We start from the raw sequence: 12,415 nt of genomic DNA, 5'->3' as shown, positions 1-12,415 counted from the left end.
TTTCGACCTATCCGGTATTAGCCCCCGTTTCCAGGGGTTATCCCCGACCTGAAGGTAGATTCTCACGCGTTACTCACCCGTCCGCCACTGTGTCCGAAGACACCGTTCGACTTGCATGTGTTAAGCAGACCGCCAGCGTTCCATCCTGAGCCAGGATCAAACTCTCCGTGACAAGATTTGTCTTTACTCAAATCTGACTTTCGAGTTATTCTGGTGTTATCTTTTACCCCCTCAATTAACTTTTCGCTAATCTGGGAGTGGAATGTTTTTTTAACGAGGTGATTTTTATTCTTGGCTCGTTGCTTCAACTCTTGAGTTGTCTAGTTCGGGGCGCTCTCGGAGGTGTCTCTCTCTCAAGCGCTTTACTAATCTAACAATCTCGACAGGCTTTGTCAACCCTTTGACCGATGTTTTTGCAAATTCCCTCAAACCTCCTCTACACAAGCTTTTTGAGGGACAATAGGGGGTGGTGTTTTGAAAAATCCCTAAAAAAATTTTGTGGAACGTTCTTCTATAGCAGTTCTTCCTCCTTGGATTCGGTTGGATGCGCTCTTGCTTCTGTGGTTGCAGGAGGATATTGGGAGGGGCGATCGCACTACGCAATGCCTGATCGCAGGAACCCCCAATACAGTTAAAGCCGAATGGATCGCCAAAGAAGCAGGCATTATTGCGGGCCTTCCAGTTGCAGCCAGGGTATTTCAGCTTCTCGATCCGCAAGTTAGCTTCGTCGCCGCGATCGCAGAAGGCGAGGCTTGCCAAGTCGGTCAAGTCATCGCCAGATTGCATGGCCCCTTTGATGCTTTATTAATGGGAGAACGAGTTGCCCTTAACCTCGTCATGCGCCTGAGTGGAGTTGCAACCCAAACGCGACGTTATGTAGATGCGATCGCAAACTTCCCTACCCAGTTCGCAGACACGCGCAAAACCACCCCAGGCTTAAGACTGCTGGAAAAATATGCCTCTCAAGTGGGTGGCGCGAGAAATCATCGGATGGGACTTGATGACGCCATTATGCTTAAAGATAACCATATTGCAGCGGCTGGGGGCATTGCCGAAGCGATCGCCCAAGTTCGTCCCTCCATTCCCTACCCCTTATCCATCGAAGTTGAAACCGAAACCCTAGAGCAAGTAGAAGAAGCCTTGCAACATAACGCCGACATTATCATGTTGGACAATATGCCCGTCGCACAGATGCAACAAGCCGTCCAACGCATCCGCGCTTACAATTCCCGAATTAAAATAGAAGCTTCGGGTAACGTCACCCTCGATACTATCGGCGCGATCGCCGAAACGGGAGTCGATTATATTTCCAGTAGCGCCCCCATTACCCGTTCGAGTTGGTTAGATATCAGCATGAAAGTCGGGCAAAGAGTCCCCCTTCCCTGATAAACTAGCAGGTCGCTCTATACCTAAACCTTATCTGAATCCCTATGCCTTCAGCCCTAAAAACAATCAGAACGCAATTTCAACAGGCGTTAACCGACGCCTTTGGTAGCGACTTAGCTGGATGCGATCCGATGGTGGTTGCTGCCAGCAATCCAAAATTCGGCGATTATCAATCTAACGTCGCCATGCCATTGAGCAAACGACTCAAACAGCAACCGAGAGCGATCGCCCAACAAATCCTCGATCATTTAAAGATTAGCGAACTTTGCGAACCGCCAGAAATTGCAGGCCCCGGCTTTATTAACCTTAGCCTGAAGCAAAGCTATCTTGAAGCCCAACTCAACGCCATCAAAAACGATCCGCGCCTAGGTGTAGAAACCGAAAAACATCCCCAACGCATCGTCATCGACTTTTCTTCCCCCAACATTGCCAAAGAAATGCACGTCGGTCACTTGCGTTCTACCATTATTGGAGATTGCATTGCTCGGATCTTAGAATTTCGCGGTCATGACGTGCTGCGCCTCAACCACGTTGGCGACTGGGGAACGCAATTTGGGATGTTAATTGCCTACTTACGAGAAGCTTACCCCGAAGCACTGACTACGCAAGATGCACTCGACTTGGGAGACTTAGTGGCGCTGTATCGTAAAGCTAAAAAGCGCTTTGATGAAGACGAAGCCTTTAAAGAAACCTCCCGCAACGAAGTGGTGAAACTGCAAGCCGGGGAAACGGATAGTCGGCGTGCGTGGGAACTCTTGTGCAACCAGTCGCGGCGAGAATTCCAGGTTATCTACGATCTCCTAGACATCAAGCTGCAAGAACGCGGCGAATCTTTCTATAATCCACTTCTACCCGATATTTTAGAAGGACTTGAGCAAGCAGGATTGCTAGAAGAAAGCGATGGCGCAAAATGCGTCTTCCTAGAAGGCTTCACGAATAAAGAAGGCGAACCCCTACCGCTGATCGTGCAAAAATCTGATGGGGGTTATAACTACGCCACCACCGATTTAGCGGCATTGCGCTATAGAATCCAGCAAGATAATGCTAATCGCATCATCTATGTTACAGATGCAGGTCAATCCTCGCACTTTGCTCAATTCTTCCAAGTGGCGCGGCGTGCGGGTTGGCTTCCAGAAGAAGTTGAAGTCGTTCACGTCCCCTTCGGCTTGGTGCTAGGGGAAGATGGCAAGAAACTTAAAACCCGTTCTGGGGATACGGTAAGATTGCGAGATTTGCTAGACGAGGCGATCGCACGCGCTTATGCTGATTTACAGGCAAGACTAGCAGAAACGAATCGCCAGGAAAGCGAAGAGTTTAAACAAAATGTTGCTCAAGTCATTGGACTCAGTGCTGTTAAATACGCTGACTTAAGCCAAAACCGCACCAGTAACTATATCTTTAGCTACGGTAAAATGCTGGAGTTAAAAGGCAACACCGCACCCTATATGCTGTATGCCTATGCACGGGTGCGAAGTATTGGTCGTAAAGGCGATATTGACTTTGAACAAGTCGGCGAAGATGCCAATATCCTTTTAGGGGAAGAGTCCGAACGGGTTCTAGCCAAACACTTACTTCAACTCTCTGATATTCTCCAAGAGGTGGAACGAGACTTAATGCCTAACCGCCTTTGTCAATATCTGTTTGAACTCAGCCAGAAATTCAACCAATTTTACGACCAATGTCCGGTTTTACAAGCAGAGGAACCTTACCGTACCTCTCGCCTTGCCTTATCCGACATTACAGCACGTACCCTGAAACTCGGATTATCCCTATTAGGCATTGCTGTAGTCGAACGCATGTAAGACTCAGATTAGCGCAAGAGTTGCTTCGATCTGGCTTGCTTCACCCAGTTGGGATACTCGCCCATTAAGAGATCGTACAGGTCTTGGTCGGGAATACCGAGCGGGTCTTCCACGCTAAAAAAGTCTGCATTGTCTAAATAGCGTTCCTCTAACTCATCTAGTTTCTCTAGAAAGCTGAAGTCGCTTTCAAAAACTTGCGTCAACTTGGCGAAAAAGCCTTTTTTAGCAGTCGCGTCTTTATTAGACTTGCCAATGGCCATAAATTGCCAAAAAATAGGCTCGTAGGAAGATCCGCGCAACTGGTTAATGGTTTCTTGTTGATCCGCAGTAGCGCCATCGGTGACAAACATGACGTAAACGGGTTGATCTGCGCTGGTGGGGGTTTTATGCTGCGTTCCCCGATCGCTGGGAAAGTAAAATTGTCGAAGGCGTTTCATCACCTTACCGTAGTAAGTGCCTCCTTCTAGGGGATACTGGCGTAGGATATTACTTATAAAATGACTAAAGTTATCAATGGTCATTTCCCCTGGATAATGATCGTTAGCCCCAAATAGAAAAATATCAATCGATCCGTCATCGTCAAAGCGACACCCCAAGGCGAGGACTTTTTCCGCTAGCTTTTGAATCTTTCCGGATGAGTACAGGTGAGACATGGAACCGGAAATATCAAGACACAAGGCTACCTTGGCTTGATGGTTGTTGAGATTGGCTTTTTTGAGGGAAATCTCAGCTTTTTTGGTGAGATCGAAAATATGCGGTGCTTGTTTTTCAAGCTTTTTCTCTAAGGCGATGCGGGTTGGAGAGGGGTTATCGTTCATGGGTTTTGCTGGAGGAGGAGTAGGTTGGGGTGGAGGCGAAGACAGGGAAGGGGACGTGAGTTGAGAGTCAATGTAGTATTTATCTACAAAACTTTGTAACCCGGCTTTGTACCCTTGTCCAACGGCTTGAAATCGCCATTCGTTGCTTTTGCGGTATAAACGCCCAAATTCTAAGGCAGTTTCTTCGGTAAAAGCTTCATTTAAGCTATAACGAATGAGTTCGGTTTGGCTAGCGCGATCGCTAATTTTAATAAAAGCATTTTTAATCTGTTGAAAGCTTTACTGTTTAACTTGTGCCTCATGAATAGTTACAACAAAAACAAGTTCTTCAATTTGGGTATCAATTCGGTCAATATCTATCCAAATCTGTGTTTTCCCTTCTAGAGAATTAGAAGACAATGGATGTTCTAAATATTGAACTGAGCCGTCAAGAGATTGAGGATTATTATAGAAAACAAAATATTGCTCATCTGGGATTTTACCCTCTGTCCCTAGCATAAAAACGGAAGTATCAATTTCATAGCTCTGCCGTGCATTTTCCACTTGCCAACCTAGCGCAACAGTAAGCTGATTCAGTTTGGGGAAGCTCTGAGAAAGATTAAAGCGATCGCCTTTGATTAAAGATTGTCCCATACTCTAACGTTCTACTTTAAAGATTTGATGAAGATCAAGGATAGTTTAATGTGGCTCGATTTTAGCCAAGAGCTACAGGAAAACCAAAGTTGTTTTAGAAATTTTACAAATTTACAACCTTACCTTATCTCCTTCTTAAACTACGGTTACAGAAGGAGTTTACACAATCTTTTCTTAGACTTCCTCCAAGAGGATTATCGAAATCTATCTTCAGAGGTGTGACAGGGATTAAAACCTCAGAAACTCAGGAACTTGTTAGAAAATTTTGATAAATTTCTTTAAAAATTGCCAAACTTAGAAAAAAAATGTCAGAATGTAAAAATAGATACAGAAAAAATTATTTCTGTTTTGACCAATCACCGAACAGGCAGAGAGAAGGCAATTATTATGAAACTTTCCTATCGAGGAACCCCCTACGAACACGAACCCATTGCTCTGGATATGGCTGAGGCAGATAGAGTTGCCAAGTATCGCGGTCAGGAGTACAGACAGCGCTATCCTAGACATATTCCCGTTCCTCAAGCTCCGCTCGATTTAAAATATCGCGGGATTGCCTACGGTACCTATCAAACTCCCGAACCGGAAGCAGTAGATATTGCGACACACCTGAATCGAACCTTTGCCAACTCTCCATCAGAACCTTTAACCCGCCACAAACGGTTTATCGAAGCTGCTCAACTGCATCGTGCCAATATTTTGAAGAGATTAGAGCATCGCATTCAAGTTGCTCGTTCTAAAGGCGATGTTAATTTACTTCAGCAATTGGAAGTTGAGAAGCTGCAACTTGTGGAATCTCAACGCTAAAGACAGATCGAGCTAACTAGCTTTGATGTAATTGACTTCTATCTTAAGTAAGATTGGTTTTTATGCCCCAGGATGGTTCTTCTTGGGGCTAAGTTTTGTGAGAATCTTGTAGGTCTTGCTGACTTCGGGCGGTCTTTCTGAGTACCGAGGAGAATTATGCACGAGACCTATTTGAATGTTAACTACAGCATATTGCGGCGCTATGCAGTGAATCCTCTGACTGGCGATCGCTATTTCTCAGGTTACGAAGCCCAAATTATATCGACTGATAGCAATGTTCCGATTGTCGTAGGAGTTTTTCGCAATCGCAGACAAGCCATTCAACAAGCTAAAGCATTCATTATTCGTTTTAGAGAAGAGTTTGCCCTAGACTCACAACAGAGCGATCGCAGTTTTCGATTTTACCTTGCTAAATTCGTGAAGCCTTTGTATAACCGCCTATCGACCCCTATATACCGTCTTTTGAATTCAGATTCGATTCATAAAAATCCGTCTTGCGAAACCGACCGATCGATTTAAACCTACCCTAATTCCCTTGCTAACGCGCCGACGCGCTAGAGACTTTAATTCCAGTTTTCTTGAACTCCAACGCCCCCTCAAAAGGGCGAACTCAACACCTTGCAAGAAAAGCGAAGGAAGTTGAGGATAGTGATGATTCGACAGAAAAGCGCAAACCCTAAAGGTTTGCGCTTATTTCAATGCATCCAATTTCTGCCCAGGCTATTCTCCTGGCTTTAATTCCTTGCGACGAGACTCCCACCAGAGGGGAACAGCAATCCAAGCAATGACTAGCAAGAGAGCAAAAACGCCCAATTGAGCAACCCAAGCAATCAAAGTTTCTAACGGAACAACGCGCCCTACAAAAAAGGCAAGGCTAATTGTAACGGAAGCCCAAAGCGCTGCCCCTGCCAGGTTACACAGCAAAAATAACTGATAAGGCATTTGGGCAATACCTGCAATAGGACCGGCAAAAATTCGTAGTAACGCCACAAAACGCCCTAAAAACACGGCTCTCGCCGCATTTTCACTAAATTGGGTTTTAACTGCAAGCAACTGGGATTCATCAATCCGGAAAAGCTGACCGATCCGGACGAGAAAAGGCCACCCTCCAGTACGACCAATCCAGTAACCAAAATTGTCGCCTACCACTGCACCCGCGATCGCGCTAGCCAGAACATACCAATAGTTCAGTTCTCCGTTCCCCGCTAAAAAGCCTCCGACGAGGGTAATGGTTTCGCCCGGTAGGGGAATGCCGGTATTTTCTAACATGATGCCTAGAAAGACAGTCCAGTAACCGTATTGATGGGCAATTTCCTGAATGGTCTCTAACGAAATAAAGTCTAATGACATTCATCAAAGCCTTTACAAAGCTTTACTTTACATCGATCTTGGCTTGCTCAAGGGACTTGTGTCAATCAAAAGCGATCGCCTTTACCCAAGAGTCACAATCGACTAGAAGGCAAAGCCCCAAGCCAGATCCTTAACAATCCAACACAATTCTCTAAAATAGTGAGGAGATATTCTAATGATAAACAGATGCACCTGACTTGGTTGGATAGTAACTCCTGGTTAGTGGAAATCGGACAAAAACGGATTGCGATCGATCCGTGGTTAGTCGGGGTTTTAAGCTTTGGCAACCAAGAATGGTTATTTAAAGGAGTGCGATCGCAAGATCGTCCCATTCCCGAATCCATCGATCTAATCTTGCTCTCTCAGGGGTTAGAAGATCACGCCCATCCTCCGACCCTCAAACGCCTAGACCGTAACATTCCCGTTGTTGCCTCAGCAAGCGCAGCCAAAGTGGTGCAAAAGCTAGGCTATCGGCATGTTTACCCGCTACTCAAAGGCGAAACCTGGAAATTAGATAACCATCTAGAAATTCGAGCAACCCAAGGCACCCCCCTAGGTCCATTTACCCTAGAAAATGGCTATCTGATCCGAGATTTACACCAAGGTACCAGCTTATATTACGAACCCCACGGCAACCATGACCCCCAGTTAAAAGATCTAGCCCCCATAGATGTTGCGATCGCGCCCATCATAAATTTATCGATTCCCGCGATCGGTTCCATCATCCAAGGCCCTGAACGCGCCCTAGAACTCGCCCAACAGATCCGACCTCAATTTCTCTTACCCACTGCCGCCGGGGGCGATATCCGCCTAGAAGGTCTAATTAACGTCCTGCTCAAAGCCAAAGGCAGCACCAAGGCATTACAAGCTCAATTGCAGCAGCACCATCTCCCCACACAAATCATTGAACCCCAGCCAGGAGAACGGATTGAGCTTAAACTCAAACAGCCTGCTGCTCCCTAAGTTCCCCTTTCGCTGGCACAAATCCAGAATTTAGGGCATTAGAAATTGTTCTGCTCGCCTTAACAAGACCCACTGAAACCCCAACAACCTGATAAGCTGATAGCTGATAGCTGAAGTGCTGGTGGCGCATGGAATGGCACACGACTGACGCCCAAAGCTTGGGCATCATTGACCAAGAAATTGGAGAACATACATTTTCACCTGCGGAGTACGAAATTGTCCGCAGAGTCATTTATGCAACGGCAGATTTTGAATATAAATCGCTGATTCACTTTTCAGAACAAGCTTTGCAATCCGGAGCCGCTGCCCTAGCTGCCCGTACCACGATTATTGTTGATGTCCCTATGGTACAGGTGGGAATTGCCCCCACCATTCAACATACCTTTGCGAACCCTGTGTATTGCAGCATGGAAACGCTCACTCGACCCCAAAAAGAGAAAAGCAAAGCCGCCTGGGGCATAGAAACCCTTGCTAGACGCTACCCAGAAGGAATTTTTGTAGTCGGTCAGGCCCAAACTGCATTATCGGCGTTGATTGAATTAGTAGAAACGGAAGTCATTCGACCGGCTTTAATTATTGGCACGCCTGCGGGGTTTGTAGAAGCCGATGTCGCCAAAGACCGTCTCAATGATTCCCTTGTCCCTCATATCCGGATTGAAGGGCGTAAAGGGAGTGCAGTGGTTGCTGCCGCGATTGTCAACGGCTTAGTTGAGCTGGCTTGGCAAGCTTACGGTCAAGAAGGACAGGTCATGATTTAGTAAGGATCGTACTCCATACGCGATCGCGCCGGACGACGAGCAGAACGACCCTCTGAAGGGGAACGGGTTCGACGTTGACGTAGCGTTTGGCTAACTTCTTCAAACACATCCCGTCGCACACAAGGATAATCGCTAACCCAGAGTTTCAGCTTTGGGATGTAAACATCAGAGGTTTGTAAAATTCGGCTCAGATCCGGACGGTCAGACATCACTAACATTAAGGCCACTTGTCCCGGTCGAATCGCCCGGTAATCTCGCCGAATGGGAACCTGGAGTTCGGTATAGAATCCCGTTTTATCTCCAACTTCAAGATTGAGGCGACGTTCGCGGTTTTCAACAATCACCAACTCCCCCCGACTATTCACCGTTTCTTCGGTTCCCACTACGTCATCTGTAACGTAGACATCTAACACGCGACCTTTCCAAAATCCGCTGTAGGGATGTTTGCGGTAACTGGCGTTGCGGCGACTGGCCCAAAAAATCGGGCCCCACAACCAGTAAGTGCCAACGGTAATCCCAACCGCAAAAATCAGAATCCCGGAACTACTGCCTAAAGTAGCAATCCGAGCAAAAAACGCGACCACAACACCAATCACGGAAATCAGTAACCGCCTGAGAAAGTCCGGAAATTTTCCCCAGTAATGCTTATACTGGTTCCCCGTCGCAATGGTGGGGATAAGCTCTTCAAATTTCTTACGGGTTAGAGGAATCAGCATCTTCAGTACGACTCGCTACCCCAATTTTAACTTTGATTTTGAATCTTTCTACTTAGTGATTGGCTGAGGTGTTAAAAAATTGCTCTCTCAGATACCGATGAATCTCAATCGCTGCTAGCTCATTTCCCGGAATATTCCAGTGAGTATCGTTGGGTTTATAGAGCAGTTGATTATTGGTTTCTGTTCTAAAGAGATCGAGTAAATCCAAGTAAGAAATATTGGCTTGTCCAAGTTTCTGGGTTAAGAGGCGATTGGGAATGTCAAAATCATAGTATTCCAGCGATCCGCCCAAACTTTCAACAACTTGCGCTTGAAGTTCAGGATTGACTTGGTTTTCATCGGGAATTAAGACAACGACTAATTGAATATTTCTAGAATTACAAATTTCCTGAATTCTCTGGAGATAATCAAACGTTGTTTCTACATCATCTGCAAATCCATTATTATCTTTATAAAAAAGGATGCTGCGATGCTGTTGCACTGCCAAAAAAGCATCATCTTCTAAAGTTTTAGTATCATCTTGATAAACATACTTGCCGTGAATTACATTCCCTTCATATTTACGCGCCAGTTGAACGATGAAATTAACAAAAGATGCTGTGTAGGAATAAGTATATAAACTGCGTCTTTCTGATTTAGAATTTAAGAAGTCATTCCCAATAAAAAAGCTGAGAACTACCATATCCGGGTTGAGTTCCAAGCCTTCGTTCATCAAAATTGCTAAATAATCCTTGGGATCGAGGTTGGGAATTCCCATATTAATCACTTCAAAATTCCCATTAGATTGATTCAGCTTTTCTTCTAAACGAGTATAGTAATTATGCTCGTAAGGAACCACTCCATAGGCAAACGAATCACCGATTCCTAAGATTCGATAGGTGTCTGGGGCTTTTTCAACCTCAAACTCAACATCCTTAAACCCTCTAGAATTGAGTTGAAAATCATAGTCATCCGCAAAGGGTTTGCCCCGATAGCGATTGTAAGAAGCATCGTAAAAGACGAAACTAGGATTGAATTTGTTATAGATTCTCAAGGCGACTTCTGTAAAGATTAGCGAAATCGTTAAGATAATCGCTGTTTGTCCTAATAAAGCAGGAAGCTTTTTAAATTTAAACATGAATCCTTGTCCAGCTAAACCTGTACATTCTTAAATCAGGACGTTGAATTTGTCAATCGTTTCGCTAATCTTGGATGGCGATCGCAATTCTAAAATCCGTCTCCTCATTCGCCACAACCTCAATTTGGTAGTCGCCGCCTTGAGGTAACTGCGTTTGCCAGAATAGCAGTCCCGCCGCATCCGGGATTGGTTCTCCCGTCGGAAAGCGCACATTAAATCGGGCATTTCCTTCAAGAATTTCCACCGTCATTACCTGATTCTGCCGACCCCGAACCGAATAGCGGTAAACTCGACTCGGTCCCACTACTCCCGTCCGTTCTACCCCCGTTTGCCCAGCAGGAAAGCGCACTTGTTCGCCTTCAACCTCAACCGGAGGAGGAACTGTTGGCGTTGGTGTAGGCGTCGGCGTGGGTTCCGGAGTCGGTTCCGGAGTCGGTTCGGGCGCAATTAAATTGAGATTCAACTGATAATCCGCTTGTTGAATGCCGCGCACGGGTCTAACTTCAATGCGATATTCGCCGCTAGCCGGAAGCGTTCCTTCCCAAATCGACACATTTTGCGATCGCCCTGGTAACGCCTCGCCATCGGGCCCAAACAGCGACATCAACACCCCTTCGCCCGACAAATAAGCATTAAAATCATTCGCTTCTTCAACATTAAACGCATAGCGAACGGTTTCATTTGCCCGAATCTGATTTTCTAAATTCGCGACGCGGTTGGGTTGAATATTCAAAAACTGCTCGTAAGTAACGGGTGCAGGCGTCGGCGTTGGCGTCACGATGGGAGACGGCGTTGGCGTTGGCGTCGGCGTCACCGTCACCGTAGGCGTTGGGGTGGGCGTAGGGCGGTCGAGAACGGCCGTGAACAGTGCCAAAGAACCCAATCCCGCCGCTAAAGCGACACCAGCCCCAATCCCCACCACAGCCCAAGGATTATCCCAAATAGACGTTGGATTCGGCGGAATCACCGGCCCTTGCGGGGGGGTTGGCGTTCTAGAACTCAGCGGTTGCGATCGCCCTCCCACCGCCATTGTTGCCATCTCTGAAGGATTGGGGGCCGGAGAATAACTCGGAGTTGGCGGTTGCGGCGAAAACGGCTGAGTCGGCGGCACCTCTGAAGCCGCTTGTACCGGGAAAGGCTGAGTGGGCGGAACGGCCGGGGATTGGGGCGTCTGCAATGCCGCCAAAACCTCATTCGCATGGGCAAAGCGATCGCTCGGCTGATAGCTTAACATCCGGCTTAAAACAGGCCGCAGTTGAGGATGATTCCCCACCGGGATCTGCCAACTCATTTGATTAGGATCGAACAACTCTTGGGGTTCTCGTCCCGTCAGCAACACCAGCAGCGTCACCGCCAACGCATACAGATCGCTACTAGGATACGCTAACCCCATTTGCATCTGCTCTTTAGGGGCGTAACCGGCTTTCCCCACCGTTGTTGCTTGGGGAACAGTCTCCTCTGGAGAACGAAAGCGCGTTACCACCTCTTTGACAACGCCAAAATCAATTAAAACCGGCAAAGAATCGCTTTGACGCCACATAATATTGTCAGGTGAAATATCCCGGTGAATAATCCCCTGAGCGTGAATCTGAGCCAATACGGGAAGCAACTGCTCTAAAAGCTTGTGGATTTCTGCTTCGCTAAACGCTCTCCCTTGGGCCTGACGTTCTGCCAGCAACGCTCGATAGGTTTTCCCCTCAACATAATCTTGCACCAGAAATAACCGCCCTTCCTGCTCGAAGGTGGCGCGGAACTGGGGAACCTGGGGATGGCGAATTTGGTAAAGGGTACTCGCCTCGCGTTGAAATAACTCTTTAGACTTCTCTAAGGCGTAGGTACCCGTTTGCTGAGGAATAAACTCTTTAAGGGCGCACCATTCGTTAAAGCGACCCTTATCTTCTGCTAAATAGGTACGACCAAACCCTCCCTGACCCAAAATCTTTAGGATTTGGTAGCGATTTTGTAAAAGCGTGCCGATGGGAATGGGTGGTTGCATGATTCTCTGTTCGTACCAACTGTTTTTAGTCTACTCGGAGTTCGCAGGCAGAGCAGTCTCAAGGTCTTTGCC

At 46.8% G+C, this 12,415-nt stretch carries 11 protein-coding genes, 1 rRNA gene and 1 pseudogene; 6 read left to right on the top strand and 7 right to left on the bottom strand.

Annotation, left to right across the window (positions count from 1 at the left end; genetic code table 11):
* Positions 1 to 172, bottom strand: a 16S ribosomal RNA gene (locus tag QQ055_RS07855); the annotation flags it as partial.
* Between the two features lie 326 nt (positions 173 to 498).
* Here QQ055_RS07855 and nadC point away from each other — a divergent pair.
* Positions 499 to 1,386 carry a carboxylating nicotinate-nucleotide diphosphorylase gene (gene nadC, locus QQ055_RS07850; RefSeq protein WP_286004521.1) on the top strand — a complete coding sequence of 296 codons (888 nt, stop codon included), beginning with the start codon at positions 499 to 501 and terminating at the stop codon, positions 1,384 to 1,386.
* 44 nt (positions 1,387 to 1,430) lie between these two features.
* On the top strand, positions 1,431 to 3,188 hold the full coding sequence (gene argS / locus QQ055_RS07845) for an arginine--tRNA ligase (protein WP_286004520.1): 1,758 nt from the start codon (positions 1,431 to 1,433) through the stop codon (positions 3,186 to 3,188).
* Positions 3,189 to 3,196: 8 nt separating this feature from the next.
* Here argS and QQ055_RS07840 read toward each other — a convergent pair whose 3' ends face one another.
* Together QQ055_RS07840 and QQ055_RS07835 are read right to left on the bottom strand one after the other, a co-directional pair.
* The gene (locus tag QQ055_RS07840; protein WP_286004523.1) at positions 3,197 to 4,006 is read right to left on the bottom strand and encodes a VWA domain-containing protein; all 810 of its coding nucleotides are present in this window, start codon (positions 4,004 to 4,006) and stop codon (positions 3,197 to 3,199) included.
* A gap of 87 nt (positions 4,007 to 4,093) precedes the next feature.
* Positions 4,094 to 4,639, bottom strand: a pseudogene (locus tag QQ055_RS07835) (TerD family protein); the annotation flags it as partial.
* Between the two features lie 387 nt (positions 4,640 to 5,026).
* Here QQ055_RS07835 and pirA point away from each other — a divergent pair.
* Together pirA and QQ055_RS07825 are read left to right on the top strand one after the other, a co-directional pair.
* Positions 5,027 to 5,443, top strand: a complete 417-nt coding sequence (pirA, locus tag QQ055_RS07830; RefSeq protein ID WP_069969606.1) for an arginine synthesis PII-interacting regulator PirA — start codon at positions 5,027 to 5,029, stop codon at positions 5,441 to 5,443.
* 156 nt (positions 5,444 to 5,599) lie between these two features.
* Positions 5,600 to 5,962, top strand: a complete 363-nt coding sequence (locus QQ055_RS07825; RefSeq protein ID WP_286004519.1) for a hypothetical protein — start codon at positions 5,600 to 5,602, stop codon at positions 5,960 to 5,962.
* Between the two features lie 201 nt (positions 5,963 to 6,163).
* Here QQ055_RS07825 and QQ055_RS07820 read toward each other — a convergent pair whose 3' ends face one another.
* Positions 6,164 to 6,793 (bottom strand): DedA family protein, encoded by a 630-nt coding sequence (locus tag QQ055_RS07820; RefSeq protein ID WP_286004518.1) that lies wholly within the window; start codon positions 6,791 to 6,793, stop codon positions 6,164 to 6,166.
* A 186-nt stretch (positions 6,794 to 6,979) separates the two neighbouring features.
* Between QQ055_RS07820 and QQ055_RS07815 the strand changes: the two genes are divergently transcribed.
* Entirely contained in the window at positions 6,980 to 7,756 is a 777-nt protein-coding gene (locus QQ055_RS07815; protein WP_286004517.1) for an MBL fold metallo-hydrolase, read from the top strand.
* A gap of 128 nt (positions 7,757 to 7,884) precedes the next feature.
* Positions 7,885 to 8,514: a precorrin-8X methylmutase gene (locus tag QQ055_RS07810; protein ID WP_069969602.1), complete on the top strand. Its 630-nt coding sequence runs from the start codon at positions 7,885 to 7,887 to the stop codon at positions 8,512 to 8,514.
* Here QQ055_RS07810 and QQ055_RS07805 read toward each other — a convergent pair.
* The 3 genes from QQ055_RS07805 to QQ055_RS07795 all read right to left on the bottom strand — a co-directional run bounded on the left by QQ055_RS07805 (position 8,511) and on the right by QQ055_RS07795 (position 12,343).
* On the bottom strand, positions 8,511 to 9,230 hold the full coding sequence (locus QQ055_RS07805) for a DUF8619 family protein (protein ID WP_069969601.1): 720 nt from the start codon (positions 9,228 to 9,230) through the stop codon (positions 8,511 to 8,513). The genes QQ055_RS07810 and QQ055_RS07805 overlap by 4 nt on opposite strands.
* A gap of 52 nt (positions 9,231 to 9,282) precedes the next feature.
* Positions 9,283 to 10,347, bottom strand: a complete 1,065-nt coding sequence (locus QQ055_RS07800) for an SGNH/GDSL hydrolase family protein (protein ID WP_283357029.1) — start codon at positions 10,345 to 10,347, stop codon at positions 9,283 to 9,285.
* A gap of 64 nt (positions 10,348 to 10,411) precedes the next feature.
* Positions 10,412 to 12,343 carry a protein kinase domain-containing protein gene (locus tag QQ055_RS07795; protein ID WP_286004516.1) on the bottom strand — a complete coding sequence of 644 codons (1,932 nt, stop codon included), beginning with the start codon at positions 12,341 to 12,343 and terminating at the stop codon, positions 10,412 to 10,414.
* Positions 12,344 to 12,415: the final 72 nt, after the last annotated feature.

The organism is Geitlerinema calcuttense NRMC-F 0142 (assembly GCF_030285425.1).
Note: the sequence above shows the minus strand (reverse complement) of the source record. Positions and strands in the feature narration are given on the sequence as shown.